This is a genomic window from Vibrio sp. La 4.2.2, assembly GCF_027586995.1.
GTDB classification, from domain to species: domain Bacteria; phylum Pseudomonadota; class Gammaproteobacteria; order Enterobacterales; family Vibrionaceae; genus Vibrio; species Vibrio mediterranei.
Window position 1 is genome coordinate 364844 of sequence record NZ_JAPPTJ010000003.1, and the last position, 17514, is coordinate 382357.

Genomic DNA, 17514 nt, shown 5'->3' on the forward strand with positions numbered 1-17514 from the left:
TCCCAAATATCTAGATTGGTTTAACTCTGTGGAAGATACGATACAGCACTGGAACGACAATTAACGTCAATACAGTCGCAAATCCTAAACCAAACATAATTGTTACCGCCATCGGCTTGAAAAAGATATCCGGTAATAACGGAATCATCCCCAAGATAGTAGTGATCGCTGCCATACACACTGGTCTCACTCGACTTAACGCCGCATCAACAACCGCTAAATACGGCTCTTTTCCGGTTTTAATTTCTATCTCAATCTGGTCAAGTAAAACGATACCGTTTTTTAATAACATCCCTGATAGACTTAGAAAACCCAATAATGCCATAAAACCAAATGGAGTATTTAAGGCAAGTAGTCCAGTGGTAACACCAATGACGGCCAGAGGCACAGTTAGCCAGACGATAAGTGCTTCCTTCACCGCATTAAACAAGAAGATAGTAATTAAGAACATGAACAGATATCCCATAGGCATTGTTTGGAACAGAGACTCTTGCGCGTCCCCAGAAGACTCATATTCTCCCCCCCACTCTAATGAATAACCTGGCGGTAGGTCTATCGCCTCAATTTTAGACTGGATACGCTTTTGGAGCGTAGCAGCAGTTTCTTCGCCCAGTAGATCTGGATCTGCCATCACCGTCAGCATCCGTTTGCGATTCTTGCGGACAATGATCGGGTCTTCCCAGCGAGTATCATATCCCTGTGTGACCTGTTGGAATGGAATAAACTCACTCAGTGCGGGACTCCAAATCATCATCCCTTCTATGTTACGAATATCCACTCGCTCTTCGTCTGGTAGCCTTGCCACAATAGGCATCAAGGTTGTTCCATCTCGGTACAAACCAACAGACTTACCGGAGAAGGACATCATTAGCACATCATCCACATCAGATTTTGTAATACCGTAACGTCTAGCCTGACTCTCATTAAACACAGGCTCAAGAACTTTAGTGCGTTCGCGCCAATCGTGTCGAATGTTGTAAGCACCTGGGTCGGCATACAAAATATCCATAACTTGCGACGCTATACTTCTAAGTACCGTCGGGTCAGAGCCAATGATTCTCGCCTCAATCTTTGCACCACCTCCAGGACCGAGTTCAATTTGCTTAAGCTTGTAGTTGATCTCAGGGAAAGTTGCGTCTAGATAATCTCGGAACCGAGCCATTAGTGGCTGCAATGCCTCATAGCTAGTGACCCTAGTGGTAATTTCTCCATAAGCGGCATAACTCTTTTCCGGTGCATAAGTCAGCATAAATCGCTGCAACCCTTTACCCGCCGTTGTCGTGATATGGTCAGCTTCTGGTTGCTCAGAGATCCAAGTTTCAATTGCTTTAAGCTTGGTATTGGTCGCTCTAATGTCGGTTCCTTCTGGTAGCCAAACATCCACTTGGAACATCGGCGTTGTAGAGGCTGGAAAGAATGACTGTTTAACTTGAGTAAATCCATATAAGGCCGCCACTAGTGCCATAATTAATACGACCACCGTCGACCAAGCTCGATGCATACAAAACTCAAGGAACTTTCGGTAAGCAACAAAAACAAATCCGTTATAAGGATCATTGCCTTCCTCTCCCTCCTTCACCTTCATACCTCGGAAAAACAGATCGGCGAAGAAAGGCGTAAGAGATATAGCAGTAAACCAACTTAGCATGAGTGAAATTAATAGTACGGAAAATAATGTGCCGCAATATTCGCCTGTTGAGTCTTCGGACAAGCCAATGGGCGCAAAAGCAGTAACCGCAATCACAGTCGCCCCCAGCAACGGCCATTTCGTTTGCGTCACAATATCGGTTGCGGCTTGAAGCCGAGTCCTCCCTTTTTGTGTTCCTATTAATATCCCTTCAACGACCACGATGGCATTATCCACCAGCATCCCCAACGCTATGACTAGGGCTCCCAGAGAAATCCTTTGAAGATCGATAGCCATGTACTGCATGAAAATAAAAGTCCCGAGGACCGTAAGCAGTAAAATCAGTCCAATCAATAAGCCCGAGCGTAGTCCCATAAAGAACAACAACACCACTATTACAATGGCAACGGCTTGCCCCAAGCTAACTACGAACCCACGAACTGATTTATCCACTTCCTTTGGTTGACTATAAACTTCGTTAATTTCGACACCAACTGGCTGTTGATATTTTAGCTCCGCTAATCGTCTGTATAACCTGTCACCAACTTCGACTACATTGACGCCACTAGCAAACGAGATTCCTACGTTGAGTGCAGTATCGCCATTATAAGTAATGATGTTCGATGGGACTTCGATAAACCCTCGCTTTATCTCTGCGACATCTTTCAAGAAGATCAAACCTTGAGCTCCACCTTCCGTAAGGATAAGGTCTCCGAGCTCCGACACATCCGTAAACTCTCCGGTTGGTTGAATACGAATGTATTCATCACCAATTCGGGTTGCACCTGCGTTAGAAACAATGTTCTGAGTTTGAAGCAAATTGAAAATCGTGCTTGGCGCGATACCAAGAGCGCTGATCCGTTTTATCGAAATCTCAATAAATACTTGTTCTTGTTGGTCACCTGTTACCGAGACCTTACTGACTCCGTCTACCAGTTCTAATTCACGTCGCAGATAGTCGACATAATCTAGAAGTTCTTTGTAGTTGTACCCTTCTCCCGTTAAGGCAAACAACACACCATATACATCACCAAAGTCATCAATTACCGATGGCTCATTCACCCCTGGAGGCAACGAGCCTTTCACGTCATTTACTTTACGACGCAGTTCGTCCCATATTTGAGGTAAGTCATCAGGACCATAGTTGTTTTTCATAGTCACAGTTATCTGAGACAAACCACGGCTCGATATGGAGTTGATCTCATCCACATAAGTGAGCTGCTGAATAGCTTTCTCTATCGGATACGTAACTTCCTCTTCCACTTGTTGAGGCGTCGCACCAGGGTACGAGGTCACTACCATCGCATCTTTTATCGTAAATGCAGGGTCTTCCAATCGACCCAGTCCAAAGAATGCCGAAACACCACCTATCAGGAATATTAACGACACCATCCAACTGATGACTTTATTGCGAATAAAATACGCGGCAACGCCAGTAACCTCGTCATCCGATTGAGGCAATGATTGTTGTTTTTCTTGGTTCATCACTTCGCCTCCTGCGAGAGTACTTCCACTTTAATGCCGTCTCTGAGCCTTGCAATACCAGCAATCACTATCTGTTGCGTTTGCTCCAAACCATCGACTATTTGAATTGTGGTTTGAGAAACTTTACCCGTCGTCACTTTCTGTTTAGTTACCGTACTGTCTTCGTTTAGCAGCCAAACGAACTTCTCATTGTCATTGAGCGAATCGCCATCTTGATTAAAGACAGCCTCTATTGGAACACTCACTCCTCTGGTCAAATTCAGACCAACATCTTTAGCTTTGGATGTCACGTCCACCGCCATACCATCTAGAATGTATTCGTTTTTCGGCATGGGCAGCACTAATGTAGCGGTAAAAGTACCCAGGGATGGGTCAGGCTCGGTGGTAAACTCTTTCAGCCGTGCGGTATATTCATTACCAGAAGGCACGCGGACGAGAGTTTCAATGCTAGCTAGATCGCGATTCGTAGGTTGGTTTAGTGAAAAGCTGTCAGGGAGTTGAACAATCACCTCTACTTCATCAACGCTATGGATATTGACCACTTGCTGACCGATTTGAACGTTCTCAAATTGTTCTGCTGACACTCGCGATATTACACCATCCACAGGAGCAAGAAGCTCTGTAAAAGATAGTCGTAACTTAGCAAGCTCTAGTTCCGCTTTTGCATAGGCTCTTTGTGCTGCAATTTCATCGAATTGTGATTGCGCTAATAGTCCCTTTTTAACCAAAGGGCTTGAGCGACGAAATTGACTGTCAATGACGCCAAACCGTGCTTGCGCATTATCTACCGCCAATTGGTAATCTGTGGGTTCAAGCACTGCCAACACATCACCTTTTTTCACAAAATCACCTTCTTTAAGATCGATAGAGCTGATTTCTCCTGCGACTCTAAAGCTGAGGTGAGAGCGGTCCGCCGCCATAGCAAGAGCAGGAAAATAAAGACTATTTTTCAGCTCGGTTTTGCCAATCTCCGTGACTCTCACCTTAGGAACTTCCTCTCTCGTTCCCACTTCGGGTTTGCTACATCCTGATATTATTGCAGCAAGAACTAGAATACTTACTAAGCGACTATGCATATCAAAGCCCTCTTTCCTTGACCCACTCACGGACCTTAATACCTGATTCAATCCCTTGCACCCCAGAAACTACTATTTGATCGCCATCGTTTAGCCCACTAATAACCTGTCGCTTGTCGTTAAGCTCTACTGCTACTTTCTCGACAATTCCTTGTTCACTAACCCGCCAAACACACTTAGTATCCCCTTCCATAAACAGTGCTGACTGAGGGATTACCGTAGCGCCAGTGCTACGAGTGACTACGCTTACCTGACCAGCCATTCCAGGTAGGATCCCCACGTCTGTCGGTCTCTCCATGATCATGGTCACTTTGTAACTGCCCGTCTTTGGGTCAGCCTCAGTATCAATTTCTTGAAAAGTTAGTTCGAAAGCACGTGATGGATAAGCATCAAAGACCATGGAAGCATCTACTTGATTTTTCGATTGGAATCGATTCAACAATAGATCAGGCAGCTGAAAAATAACCTTAATAAGTTGATTCGATTGGATATTCATAACCCCTTCTTTGGCTTGAATGTACTCGTAATTGTCTGCAGGGATTATGGAAATAGTACCGTCATACGGGGCAAGCAATTTGGTATAGCGTAAATTGGCCTTAGCTTGAGACCAATTGGCTTGAGCGGAATTCATGTTTGCCTTTGCTTGGTCAAAGTCTTGTTCGGACACGACTTTATCCTTGCGTAACTTAAGAGCCCTTTGATATTGAACATCCGCCAATTGGAAATTCGCCTTGGCTTGCTTCTCTAATAATTGATATTCGTCGGGGTTGAGCTGAGCAAGTAATTGTCCCTTAGAAACGGGTTGGCCTGCGCGGACTACTATTTGCTCTAATTGCCCGGGAACACGGAAAGCGAGAACGGCTTTATCACCCGCTTCTGAAGTAGCAGGGAATGTGCGCTCAAATTTACTATTGCCGACAGCGACGTTAAACAGTTTGGCTGGACGAGAGTCCGGTTCAGGAATTGGCGGTGGTTCTTGTCCACAGCCACTTATAAGACTGGCGACTATCGCCAAAAAGGAAAGCTTGCTCTTCATTCTCAACTGCCTTGTTCTTAATGTACTTTAAAACATAGTCGAGAGAATCGTGCCTTGCCAGCAACTCATTAATTAATAATAGATTTATGCTAATTCTCTTAAATTTCACAAGCTAATGAGCAAGGTGAATATCCTCACCTTGCTCTATTGAATTTTCGTAAATGATTTTATACGTTCAATGCATCAAAGCCGACACACTCAATTCCTTGTTGCTGCAACCACAATGACATCTCTAAGTTGGTGAGAATTCGCCATTCTTCAACCCTTGAGTCGGTGTAACTTGAGAGTGCGACAAGCTCCTCACTAACCTTTCGAGCGGGATGGCACATGAGCTCTATCGTACCGCTCGGCTTTTGCTCTTGGTAAGCAAGAAGCATCGCTTTTAAGTGTTCGATCGTCGCTCCCTCAGCATAGAACCCCATGTCAAATACATCCGGTGTAGGGACAGCTAACAACTCTTGCCCTTGGATGATGTTATCGATTCTCCGCACAGGAAGTCCAACCTTGTTCACCGCTTGAGTAAAACCTTGTTTTAGGGGTCGATAGACGCCTCCAAAATGATGACTATCGATGTGATTAATATTGAATCCCATATCTAACGCAGCGCGGTACTGAGCCTTCAGCTCAACTTCTACCTCGTCACTCGAAACATCTGATTTGTTAAACAGTATCGTCTTATCAAAGAATTCTCCGTCATCATTCACCAAGCTAGGGATAAGATCAGGATCTGAGATCGGTCTACCTGCGGTAACTGTAAAGTGTAAGCCAACCTCCGATATAAGCCCTCGTCGATACAATTCAGCGGCATGCTCTACAGCAGGCTGATTCATCATAATCGTCGTCGACTTCACCATTCCAGCATGGAAGCAATCTGCTATCGCTAAGTTCACCGATTCAGTCAGCCCAAAGTCATCTGCGTTCAAAATGAGTTTCATAACTACTAACCTTGATTATTCTTATAAGAAGTGCGTAAACGCTGGCATAAAGTCTATATTCTCTCGAATCGTTTCTCTTAGCGCTTCGTCAATGTGTTGGCCACTATCAACAATTGGGTTAAGCATGAGCGCACGCTTGGCAAGATCAATATCGCCCGTGATTGCAGCTTCCACCGTTAACGTTTCGAACTCTTTCATCAGTTGAATTAGCCGTAATGTTCCGGTTTCAAATGGCGCGACATTTAGCGGAATAATCTCACTACTGGTAATAATAGAGCTCACCTCAACCGCACAGTCATCAGGCAAGCCTTGAATCGCACCATTATTACGAGTATTCACATGCATGATTGAGCGTTTGTTGTTGTGAATGCTGCTCATCAGTTCACAGGCTGCTTCGGAGTAGTAAGCACCACCGCGCTCTTCAAGCAGTTTAGGCTTGGTATCCAACGTAGGATCTTTGTAGATTTCCAACAGCTCGGCTTCTACTTTTGCCACTAGATCAGCTCGATTACTCTTACTCGCTGAAGCAGCATACTCTTTATCAAGGATGTCACGCGATTGATAGTAGTAGCGAAGGTATGCGCAAGGCACCATACCTAAACTTTTAATGATACCTTCATCCCATTTAAAAGGAGGGATGTTCTTAGGCGTCATTCGGTCGTTACCAGCAAGTAGTTCATTGATGACCTGCTCACGCTTATCTTTGCCATCATGAAGAATTTTTCGAGCCCACACCAAGTGATTCAGTCCAGCGATTTGCATAGTGATGTCTTTACGATCAACACCCAGCATTTCAGCAGCACCTCGCTCCATGTTCACAGGGACGTTACACAGTCCGACGGTTTTTATTGTCGAGTACTTTGTCAACGCTTCAGTAACCATACCCGAAGGGTTGGTGAAATTAAGCAACCATGCGTTAGGACATAGCGCTTCCATCTCCTTCGCAATTTCCAACGCGATAGGGATCGTTCGACACGCATTGGAGAACCCCCCAAGGCCATTAGTCTCTTGCCCAATAACTCGATATTTTAACGCTATTCTCTCATCACGTAGTCGGGCTTCAATCCGGCCAGCCCGAAATTGAGAACAAACGAAATCCGCATCAACTAGAGCTTGTTGACGATTTGTCGTCAGGTGCACAGTAATGTCGCACTCGGCTTTGGCGATCATTCTTTTGGTCAGATCAGCAATCACCGTTGCTTTTTCCATTCCTTCGTCAATATCTACTAACCAAAGATCCGATATTGGTAGCTCTTGGTGTCGAGCCAACAATCCTTCTACCAACTCTGGCGTATAGCTCGAACCACCACCAATTACGACTACTTTTAGCTTTTTAGTCTGCTTCATCACGTTTGCCCTTCCGATTTAAGATTACGTGATGTAATTTATAGTCAAGAAAAACGTTAAACAAACCAATAAATCGAACCAACGCATTAGCTGGAGTAATCCATGAATCTAAACCACAATCGACAGCAGTTGTTATCACTCTTGCATACGTTTAATGTGGCGGCTCGACATCTTAGTTTCACTCACGCCGCACAAGAATTATTTCTTACTCAAGGAGGCGTAAGCCAACGCATTAAAAAGCTTGAAACACTGCTTAACTTTAACTTGTTCATTAGGAAAACGAGGAAACTCGAACTTACCCCAGAAGGACAGCGGGTTTTCAGTATTCTGAATACCTCATTTGAATCTATATTTTCCGAACTGTCAGACATTCAAACAGGTGAGTTAACGGGTGAGCTGTACATCGCGACCTCCCCCTATTTCGCATCATCGTGGTTAATGCCAAGACTGCCGGATTTTCGTCATCAATATCCGAATCTAAGCATCAAACTGGACACCAAACAGAATCAAAGTGAATTTCAGTTCGAACCATACGATGCTGCTATTTTTTACAGCGAAGGTCTTTATCCTAACCACTTCAGCCGGCGACTCTTTGCTGGTCAGCGTATACCGGTTTGCAGCCCAGAGTACGCTGAAAAACACCAACTTCACCTTAATGATGCTCGACTAAAAGAGGTGCGTTTTATTCACAACAGTGACAGCGTCGCTTGGCAGAACTGGCTCAATGAGATGCAGCTCGACATCAACTGCCAGGTTAAGTGTGACTATTATAGCGATAACAGGATTGCCATTGATGCGGCCCAGCTCTCCTTGGGAGTCGCTCTCGGCAGAAAGGAGTTTATTGCACCGTTAATTAAGCAGGGAAAGTTAGTAGCTCCATTTGCCAGCGTGGAATCAGGTAAAGGCTATGATTTAGTCTGTCCAAAAGGAATGGAACAGCGGGCAAAATTTCAAGCGTTGTCAAACTGGTTAACAGAACAACTGCGCGACACGCATTAACAACAACTGTTTCTCATCTATTCTCCAGCAAATATAAAAAAGAGGTGCCACTGCACCTCTTTATTCATTACGCTATAAGATATTAAAGCTTGCTGAACTCTCGATTCACTTTGTATGCCTCTGACGTGACATACGCTTCCATATCTCTCACTTTATGCTCCATCGAGTCAAAATCGCGCTCTAACGTATTCAGCAAGTCTTTCGCGTTTTGCCCTTGTTGCCAAGGTTTACTCTTCAATGAGTGTTCTTTCTTGGTTTTCATGGCTTCAACAAAGTTGTCAGGCTGCTTTTCTAGCATCAAGCTCATTGCTACGTACGCCAACAAGACTAAAAAGCTCCCCCCTAACAGCGCCGCCGAAATTACAAGAATTCGTATCAGCCAAACCTCAACACCGAAATAATTGGCTAAACCTGCGCACACCCCTGTCAACTTACCATTGACCGGATCTTTATACAGCTCTCTATGAGTCATAGGTTTGCCTCCAGTTTGGGGATTCCGCATCCAGAATTCGCTCTAGGTTATCCACACGTAGCTGCATTTTTTCTGCACGTTGAGACAGCGATTGCAGCTTTTGGAAGTCTTGCTGCGACAGACCACTCTCTGATTTACGCTTGCTGCGGTAGTGGAGAAAAAGCCACAGCGGTGCAACAAAAATCAAAAAGACAATTAATGGACCCGCAATTAAAAATGACGACATACTTTTCTCCTAATCCGCATTATTTTTCGTTATTCATTTGCTCTTTAAGCTTAGCGAGCTCTTTATCAATTTCGTCCTGTGCTTGCAGCTCAGCAAACTCTTGATCTAAAGACTTCGCGTTACCTGTTTTCGAATACAGATCCGCTTCCGCTTCTAGTTCATCAATTTTGCGAGAGTATTGTTCAAACTTCGCCATCGCTTCATGAGTGCGGCTGGTATGCAAGTGCTTCTGCACATCACGACGATTACTTGCTGCTTCCGAACGAATGATCAGTGCCTGCTGTTTCGCACGAGTCTCGGTAATTTTGGCTTCTAATTTAGCAATTTCATTAGTGAGCTTGTCGATGGTTTCTTCCACCAAAGTTTGCTCATCGTGCAGCCCTTTCACCACATTTTCAAGCTTCTGCTTTTCAATCAGTGCTGCTCGCGCTAAATCTTCACGCTGTTTTGTTAACGCGAGTGTCGCTTTTTGCTGCCACTCTATAATTTGCTCTTCAATCGCTTTCACTTTGCGAGCTAACTCTTTTTTGTCGGCAATCGCTTTTGCTGAGTTAGTGCGAACTTCAACTAATGTATCTTCCATTTCTTGAATGATCAGACGAATCATTTTCTCTGGATCTTCTGCCTTATCAAGTAAAGCGCTCACGTTTGAATTTACAATATCTGCAAAACGAGAAAAAATACCCATACTACTTCTCCTAATTGGATGAGCTCGTCAATGAACTCTGAATCGTTGCTACAGCTAATCCAATTACCGTGCCAATTTGTTAAACCCATAATATTCAATAAGATAGATATTACACTCGCTTAATCAGATTGACATGTTATGATGACTCTAGCCAACTATTGGTAATATTTACCAACCTAGAGGACTCACTATGGCGCAAAACTTAATTGGCGAATCTCCAGCTTTTCTAGCTGTACTCGATAAAGTATCTCGGCTCGCTCCCATTGACCGTCCTGTACTGGTTATCGGTGAGCGTGGTACAGGTAAAGAACTGATTGCTCAGCGTTTACACTACTTGTCTAAACGTTGGGATCAACCTTTGGTTTCTCTTAATTGTTCAACCTTGAGTGAAGGGCTAATCGACTCTGAGCTGTTCGGGCATGAATCTGGCGCTTTTACCGGTGCAAAAGGTCGTCACCAAGGACGATTCGAGCGAGCAGAAAATGGCACACTGTTCTTAGATGAGCTCGCTACTACCCCTTTATCTGTGCAAGAGAAGCTCCTTAGAGTGATTGAATACGGGCAGTATGAGCGTGTAGGCGGAGCAAAAGCCTTGGAAGCAGACGTTCGACTGGTTTGTGCCACCAACGAAGATTTACCAAAACTCGCAGAGCAAGGAAAGTTCCGTCCTGACCTTCTTGATAGGCTGGCATTTGACGTGATCCATCTGCCGCCTCTGCGCCATCGTCCCGAAGATATTCCACTATTAGCCGAGTTCTTTGCGATAAAAATGTGTCGAGAGTTGGGTCTACCGTTCTTTGTTGGGTTCACCGAACAAGCTTGGCAAAGCATAGCTGACTACCCTTGGCCAGGTAACATTCGTGAATTAAAAAACGTAGTTGAGCGTGCTGTGTATCAACAAGGGACCAATGAACAGCCCATTGAGTCATTAATATTCAATCCATTTGAAGGTCAATTCGGTGCACTCCCATCAATGAGAGCGGAACATAGTGAGAAGCCTTCTGAACAAGAGTCTCAGTCCTCTCAACCTTCAACTGAAGAAGCGTTTACCTTTCCACTCGATTTTAAAACATGGCAGGATGAACAAAATATAAAGTTGATTAATGAAGCACTTAAGCAAGCTCAATACAATCAACGCGGTGCTGCTAAGCTGCTAAGCTTGAGCTATGATCAGCTAAGAGGTTTAGTGCGAAAGTATAAACTGGTTTGAGCAGGGTCAGACAGTTGCCACACTTTTTAACCAATTGCACGATAAGTACTTGTGATTATTGGTTTAGCTGACGATTTAGTGGTAAATTACCCTGATCTCAATACAGATATTACGTTCGCTAAAATGAATGTAGCGTGTTTATGAAGGCATTAATCAATTTATCGCTTGGACTTTGCGGTCTCATCCTATTGACAGGTTGCGAAGAAAAAGTCGATCACTCGAAAGTTAGACAAGACGGATTCGTCTATTGCGACCAAGGTCGTCCTAGTACTTTTAACCCGCAATTAGTAGACGGTGGCATCACTGTCGAATCTATTGCGCCGCAGTTATTCGATACGCTACTGACGCTAAACCCGGGCACTCACCAACCCGTTCCAAACTTAGCGAAATCCTGGCAAGTTAACGAAGAAGGCACAGAGTACACGTTCACTCTGCGCAAAGGTGTAGAGTTCCAAACCACTGAATGGTTTACTCCCACACGTCCGATGAATGCGGACGATGTTGTATTTAGCTTCACGCGTATTATCGACCCTAACAATCCGTTCCACGACGTAGGCGGCAGTGTCTATCCGTGGTTCGCAGGCATTGACTTCGCAAATTTGGTCGAGAAAGTTGAAGCATTGGATGACAATACGGTCAAGTTTACTCTATCGAGGCCAGACAACTCGTTCCTTTCCAACATTTCGACGGCACACGCACCAATCTATTCTGCTGAATATGCTGATCAACTCGTCTTTTCCGATCATAAACTCGATATTGATATTTACCCTGTTGGTACTGGGCCTTTCTACCTAGACGAATACCAAGTCGCAGATTTAGTTCGCCTAAAGCGTCACGAAAACTACTGGCGTGGCAAAGTAGATATGGAACAAGTCGTATTTGATATCTCTCATCGCGGAGCTGGCGCCTTAGCTAAACTATTAAGAAATGAGTGCGATGTCCTGAACTCGCCTATTTCGAGCCAAATCCCTGTGATATTGAATGAAGAGTCCATCGTTCTACAAGCCAAACCAGCCATGAACGTGGCTTTTGTGGCTATCAATACTCAGCATAAAGCACTTAGTGACTCTAGAGTTCGTAAAGCCCTGAATCTCGCGATAAACCGCGACAACATTCTCGAAGCGGTTTATTTTGGCACCGGAGAGAAAGCTTATAGCCTTCTTCCACCAAGTTCTTGGGCACACCAGAAAGATGCTACTCAAATTCGCTACGACCGTAATTATTCAATGGCGCTGCTAAAAGAGGCTGGCTATGAGAAAGGTCTAGAGCTCACTATGGCGGTACCTCTTGAGCCACGAGTCTACAACCCGAGTCCACGTAAAACGGCAGAACTTATCCAAGCTAACTTAGCCGATGTGGGGATTACTCTTAACCTACTCACCGATGATCGAGTCGATCGCCAAGAGCTATCGAATATTGAGTCCGTTGATCTACTGCTCACAGGTTGGGTGGGAAATACTGGCGACCCAGATAACTACTTACGTCCTTTGTTATCTTGCACGTCAAAACGTGAAGGTTTGAATCTATCTATGTGGTGTAATGATGACTTTGACTTTCTGTTAGATCTGGCGCTTGAAGTGAGTCAACCAAGATATCGACTCAATCTATATCGACAAGCACAAAACATTTTGAATGAGGAAGTTCCTGTGTTGCCTATTGCACACGGTCAAAAATATCAAGCACATAGCGATAGCCTGACAGGTTTTAGAACCAGTCCATTCAACGCCCAACCGTTTGATCAAGTTGTGAGGTTGAAGTAGATGTTTTGGTATTCTGTCCGCAGACTAAATCTATTTGTCATTACGTTATTGATCCTGACTTTCGTCGGCTATAGCTTAGTCAGACTTGACCCTGATTCTTTCTGGACTACTCAAGCGTTTTTCCCTGGCTGGCTTGATTATGTCGCTCAATTGTCTCGTCTAGATTTTGGACTGACTAAAGCTGGTGTACCCATTACCCAAGAGCTTTCAGCTGTACTTCCTGCAACTCTAGAGCTGTGTTTTGCCGCGTTTATGATATCTGTGTTTGTGGGTATTCCAGCTGGCACCATCGCGGGTATGAGACAGGGTAAATGGTTGGATAACATCATTTCGTTCTCATCCATGGTGGGTTATGCCGCCCCCTTATTCTGGATTGCGTTATTGATGATTATGTACTTCTCGCTGAATTATCAATGGTTCCCTGTTGCAGGACGCTATGACCTACTTTATGAAATTGATCATGTCACAGGGTTTGCACTCATTGATGCTCTGCTGTCGGACGCACCTTATCGCAAAGAGGCGTTACAAAGCGTTATTGAACATATGATTTTGCCGTGTTTAGTGCTCGCACTCTCACCAACAATGCAAGTTATCCGTATGATGCGTACTTCAGTAACCGAAGTAATGGGACAAAACTACATTCGAGCTGCTCGAATTAAAGGTTTGTCGAATTATGAAATCGTCATTGAGCATGTGCTACGTAATGCCATTCCACCTATTATTCCTAAACTTGGAGTTCAGCTCTCAAGTATGATCACACTTGCCATTATGACCGAGTCTATTTTTAACTGGCCGGGTATTGGACGTTGGCTGCTGGATGCGCTCTCCAATCAGGATTACGCATCAATTCAAGCAGGCGTCTTGGTCGTGGCTTCTATCGTCTTAGCAGCAAGCATTTTGTCAGATTTGTTGGGTGCGATGGTCAACCCTCTAGTAAGGAAGGAATGGTATGCTGTCAGATAACGTCTACCAAGAAGAGCGCATTCCTACTCAGCTTGAGCGATTCTGGCGTAGTTACCGCTCGAATAGCCTATCAATGTTTGGCCTTTGGTGTTTGGTCTTTGTCATTATCATCACTATTGCATCGCCATTTATCACTCCCTACGACCCAATGGCGCAGAGCTCCTATTTGTTGATTCCACCATCTTGGGATCCTCAAGGTACCGTCGATTTCTTCTTTGGAACTGACGACTTAGGTCGCGATATTTTGTCGCGCATTATCGATGGCTCTCGCCTCTCTTTTGGCGCAGCAATTATCATTACCGCGATTGCAGCAGCAGTAGGATGCTTGATTGGTATATTAGCAGGAATGACACGTGGCCTGCTCTCGAGTACGCTGAACCACCTTCTCGATACCGTAATGTCTATCCCATCGCTACTACTAGCGATCATTTTCGTAGCATTTTTAGGTCCCGGTGAATTCAACATTCTATTAGCGATATGTTTAGCGCTCATTCCTAGATTCATTCGCTCAATCTATGTTGCGGTTCATACCGAAGTTGAAAAAGACTACATCATGGCTGCTCGTTTAGACGGTGCGAACGACTTTTATCTGCTGTGGAACTCTATATTGCCTAATATACTAACGGTCATTGCAGCCGAAGTAACATTTGCATTATCCATCGCCATTTTAGACATTACCGCACTTGGTTTCCTTGGCCTTGGCGCACAAGCCCCAAGCAGCGAATGGGGAGCAGTGTTAGGTGATGCCGCCGAGTTGCTCTATTTAGCACCATGGACCGTTATCCTTCCGGGTTTAGCTATTCTGTTTACCGTTGTCGTGGTGAATATTGTTGGTGAAGGTGTGCGCAGCGCACTAAACGCGGGGATCGAATAATGCCAGTTTTAGATATTCGACACTTAACCATCGAAATCGAGACTCCACAAGGTCTCGTCAAAGCGGTGGATCGCATGAGCTTCACCATTAATGAAGGTGAAATTCGAGGTTTAGTTGGCGAATCCGGTTCAGGAAAAAGTCTTGTTGCCAAAGCCATTGTTGGTGTCTGTAAGGACAACTGGCGCGTGACTGCCGATAGAATGCGGTTAGGTAATATCGATCTACTACAACTCACGCCTCGTGAACGCAGACGTGTTATTGCTCGCGATGTGGCAATGATCTTCCAGGAACCTTCAACCTGTCTAGACCCGTCTGACGAAGTGGGCAAGCAACTTATAGAGTCGATCCCTTCTCGTTCCTTTGAAGGTAAATGGTGGGAGCGATTTAAGTGGCGTAAAAAGCAAGCTATCGCGTTACTTCACAAGGTTGGCATTAAAGACCATACCCGTATCATGAACAGCTACCCCTACGAGCTCACTGATGGCGAATGTCAGAAAATCATGATCGCTATGGCAATTGCAACCAAGCCAAAGCTGCTGATTGCCGATGAACCAACCAACGACTTGGATCCAATTACTCAATCGCAAATATTGCGTCTTTTAAGTCGTATGAATCAGTTAAATAACACCACCATCATTCTGATTGGTCACGACTTAACAACTATTACTCAGTGGGCGACTCGAATTACAGTGATGTACTGTGGTCAATCTGTTGAATCGGCAGATACCGCAAAACTACTCGCGAAACCCAAGCATCCCTATACAGTGGCGCTGCTCAAGGCAATGCCGGATTTTGGCGATTGGATTCCGCACAAAGAGAAGCTGCAATCTTTACCAGGTTCTATTCCACCATTGCAGCACTTACCGATTGGTTGCCGCCTTGGGCCTCGTTGCCCCTATGCGCAAAGACAATGCGTGGAAATCCCTAGCGCTAAACGCATTAAGAATCATAAATACAGTTGTCACTTCCCTCTTAATACGGAGAAAAAAGCATGAGTGCGTTGTTAGAAGTCTCCGGATTAAAAAAGGACTTTGTAACTCGATCTAAGCTATTTAAGAAGAAAGTTCAGCACGCAGTTAAACCGGTGAGTTTTGACCTAGAGGCTGGGCAAACTATCGGCTTTATTGGCAAGAATGGCTCTGGTAAATCCACACTAGCTCGTATGCTTGCGGGTGTAGTTGAACCAACCGCGGGAGAAATTCGAGTCAATGGCGATTTACTTGAACACGAAGATTACTCAACCCGTTGCAAACTGATTCGCATGATCTTTCAAGACCCAAACACGTCTTTGAATCCAAGAATTCAGATTGGTCGTATTTTGGAAGGCCCGCTAAAACGGAATACGAATATGCCTCCAGAAGCGCGTATGCGACGAGTAAAAGATACTTTGGTTCGCGTCGGTTTACTTCCAGAGCACGCCTACTTCTACCCTCAGATGCTGGCAACCGGTCAAAAGCAGCGTGTCTGCCTTGCTCGTGCTTTGATTCTTCAACCTTCCATTATTGTCGCAGATGAAGCACTTAACGGGCTTGATATGGCGATGCGCTCGCAAATTATTAACCTATTCTTAGAGCTTCAAGAAGAGATGGGGGTTGCGTTCGTTTACGTGTCACAACACTTAGGCATCATCAAACATATTACCGACAAGGTCATGGTGATGCACGAAGGCGATGTAGTGGAATATGGCAACACGAACGAGATCATGACCAACCCACAACATATTGTGACTCAGCGTATGGTGGAAAGCCATTTCCGTAAAACTCCAATGCACAGGTAGAAATTGTGTAGGTAAGACTTTGCACCGTTATAAGATACGAGTTCTTAAGACGAAAAAAAGCCAGCTGTTTGAGCTGGCTTTTTGCTAACTGGAACGCTTAGCGTCGAGTCTTAGAACGAGCGCTTTGCTCGCCAGCAGACTTTTTGTTACGACGCTGCTGGTTGCTGCGACCTTTAGGTGCATTAGCACGTTCTTCATGACGACGTACCGCACGACGAATTTTCTGGCTACGAGAACGTTCACGTTGACGTGACGTGTTCTGGCTAAGGTCTAGCATGGTTTCTTTTTCAGGACGTAATTCAACGAGCTCACGAAGATAGTTCACCTCTTTCAGTGTCAGCTCCATCCATCCGCCACGTGGCAGTTTCTTATCAAGATAGATGTCACCATAGCGAACACGTTTCAAGCGGCTAACTGTCGTTTCTTGTGATTCCCAAAGGCGACGAACTTCACGGTTACGACCTTCGTTGATAACTACGTAGAAAGTATGGTTCATACCTTCACCACCGGCATAAACTACATCTTCGAAACGAGCCATACCGTCTTCAAGTTCTACGCCGTTTACCACATTGCGAACTTTCTTCTCGTTAATTTCACCAAATACACGTACCAAGTACTCACGTTCAACTTGACGGCTTGGGTGCATTAGACGGTTTGCTAGCTCACCATCAGTAGTGAAAAGAAGTAGACCTGATGTGTTGGCATCAAGACGACCAACAGAAATCCAGCGCGAACCACGGATCTTAGGTAGGCGATCAAATACTGTGCGACGACCCTCAGGATCGTGACGAGTACACAACTCACCTTCCGGCTTATAATAGGCCAGCACTCGACAAACCACTTCTTCTTGTGCTTTGGCGGAAACAGTATGACCATCAATACGGATAACCGCATTTTCGTCTTCTAGACGTTCACCCAGTCTTGCTACCTGACCATTAACACTCACGCGCCCAGATTTAATTAGGGCTTCAAGTTCACGGCGTGAACCATGGCCTGCGCGAGCAAGCACCTTTTGTAATTTTTCGCTCATTTACCTACC

16 protein-coding genes are annotated in these 17514 nt (G+C 44.9%); 7 read left to right on the forward strand and 9 right to left on the reverse strand.

Annotation, left to right across the window (positions count from 1 at the left end):
• Window positions 1-10: 10 nt before the first annotated feature.
• The 5 genes from OH456_RS08035 to OH456_RS08055 all read right to left on the reverse strand — a co-directional run bounded on the left by OH456_RS08035 (window position 11) and on the right by OH456_RS08055 (window position 7506).
• The gene (locus OH456_RS08035) at window positions 11-3112 is read right to left on the reverse strand and encodes an efflux RND transporter permease subunit (protein ID WP_270033233.1); all 3102 of its coding nucleotides are present in this window, start codon (window positions 3110-3112) and stop codon (window positions 11-13) included.
• A complete protein-coding gene (locus tag OH456_RS08040) occupies window positions 3112-4188 on the reverse strand; it encodes an efflux RND transporter periplasmic adaptor subunit (protein WP_038222853.1) in 1077 nt (358 codons plus the stop codon). Before OH456_RS08040 ends, OH456_RS08035 begins: the two co-directional genes overlap by 1 nt.
• Window position 4189: 1 nt before the next feature.
• A complete protein-coding gene (locus OH456_RS08045) occupies window positions 4190-5224 on the reverse strand; it encodes an efflux RND transporter periplasmic adaptor subunit (protein WP_006073890.1) in 1035 nt (344 codons plus the stop codon).
• A gap of 167 nt (window positions 5225-5391) precedes the next feature.
• Window positions 5392-6159, reverse strand: coding sequence for a carbohydrate deacetylase (locus OH456_RS08050; RefSeq protein ID WP_062460967.1), 768 nt, complete (start codon window positions 6157-6159; stop codon window positions 5392-5394).
• A 21-nt stretch (window positions 6160-6180) separates the two neighbouring features.
• A complete protein-coding gene (locus OH456_RS08055; RefSeq protein ID WP_124940962.1) occupies window positions 6181-7506 on the reverse strand; it encodes a 6-phospho-beta-glucosidase in 1326 nt (441 codons plus the stop codon).
• A 102-nt stretch (window positions 7507-7608) separates the two neighbouring features.
• Between OH456_RS08055 and OH456_RS08060 the strand changes: the two genes are divergently transcribed.
• Complete coding sequence (locus OH456_RS08060; RefSeq protein ID WP_270033234.1) at window positions 7609-8505, forward strand: LysR substrate-binding domain-containing protein; 897 nt, start codon at window positions 7609-7611, stop codon at window positions 8503-8505.
• Between the two features lie 82 nt (window positions 8506-8587).
• Here the strand turns inward: OH456_RS08060 and pspC are convergent, their stop codons facing one another.
• From pspC to pspA, 3 genes are read right to left on the reverse strand one after another with little or no spacing between them, the layout of a single operon-like run.
• The gene (gene pspC, locus OH456_RS08065; protein ID WP_198557657.1) at window positions 8588-9007 is read right to left on the reverse strand and encodes an envelope stress response membrane protein PspC; all 420 of its coding nucleotides are present in this window, start codon (window positions 9005-9007) and stop codon (window positions 8588-8590) included.
• Window positions 8967-9203 carry an envelope stress response membrane protein PspB gene (gene pspB, locus OH456_RS08070; RefSeq protein ID WP_063605518.1) on the reverse strand — a complete coding sequence of 79 codons (237 nt, stop codon included), beginning with the start codon at window positions 9201-9203 and terminating at the stop codon, window positions 8967-8969. The genes pspC and pspB overlap by 41 nt, the downstream gene beginning before the upstream one ends.
• 19 nt (window positions 9204-9222) lie before the next feature.
• The gene (pspA, locus tag OH456_RS08075; protein ID WP_006073881.1) at window positions 9223-9891 is read right to left on the reverse strand and encodes a phage shock protein PspA; all 669 of its coding nucleotides are present in this window, start codon (window positions 9889-9891) and stop codon (window positions 9223-9225) included.
• Window positions 9892-10081: 190 nt separating this feature from the next.
• Here pspA and pspF point away from each other — a divergent pair, with 190 nt between their 5' ends.
• From pspF to OH456_RS08105, 6 genes are all read left to right on the forward strand, one after another.
• Entirely contained in the window at window positions 10082-11101 is a 1020-nt protein-coding gene (gene pspF, locus OH456_RS08080; protein ID WP_270033235.1) for a phage shock protein operon transcriptional activator, read from the forward strand.
• 140 nt (window positions 11102-11241) lie between these two features.
• On the forward strand, window positions 11242-12861 hold the full coding sequence (locus tag OH456_RS08085; RefSeq protein WP_270033236.1) for an ABC transporter substrate-binding protein: 1620 nt from the start codon (window positions 11242-11244) through the stop codon (window positions 12859-12861).
• Window positions 12862-13824, forward strand: coding sequence for an ABC transporter permease (locus OH456_RS08090; RefSeq protein ID WP_038228144.1), 963 nt, complete (start codon window positions 12862-12864; stop codon window positions 13822-13824).
• Window positions 13811-14698, forward strand: a complete 888-nt coding sequence (locus tag OH456_RS08095) for an ABC transporter permease subunit (protein ID WP_006073874.1) — start codon at window positions 13811-13813, stop codon at window positions 14696-14698. Before OH456_RS08090 ends, OH456_RS08095 begins: the two co-directional genes overlap by 14 nt.
• A complete protein-coding gene (locus OH456_RS08100) occupies window positions 14698-15693 on the forward strand; it encodes a peptide ABC transporter ATP-binding protein (protein WP_006073871.1) in 996 nt (331 codons plus the stop codon). The genes OH456_RS08095 and OH456_RS08100 overlap by 1 nt, the downstream gene beginning before the upstream one ends.
• The gene (locus tag OH456_RS08105) at window positions 15690-16475 is read left to right on the forward strand and encodes a peptide ABC transporter ATP-binding protein (protein ID WP_006073870.1); all 786 of its coding nucleotides are present in this window, start codon (window positions 15690-15692) and stop codon (window positions 16473-16475) included. Before OH456_RS08100 ends, OH456_RS08105 begins: the two co-directional genes overlap by 4 nt.
• Window positions 16476-16572: 97 nt before the next feature.
• Here OH456_RS08105 and rluB read toward each other — a convergent pair whose 3' ends face one another.
• The gene (rluB, locus tag OH456_RS08110; RefSeq protein ID WP_006073868.1) at window positions 16573-17505 is read right to left on the reverse strand and encodes a 23S rRNA pseudouridine(2605) synthase RluB; all 933 of its coding nucleotides are present in this window, start codon (window positions 17503-17505) and stop codon (window positions 16573-16575) included.
• Window positions 17506-17514: the final 9 nt, after the last annotated feature.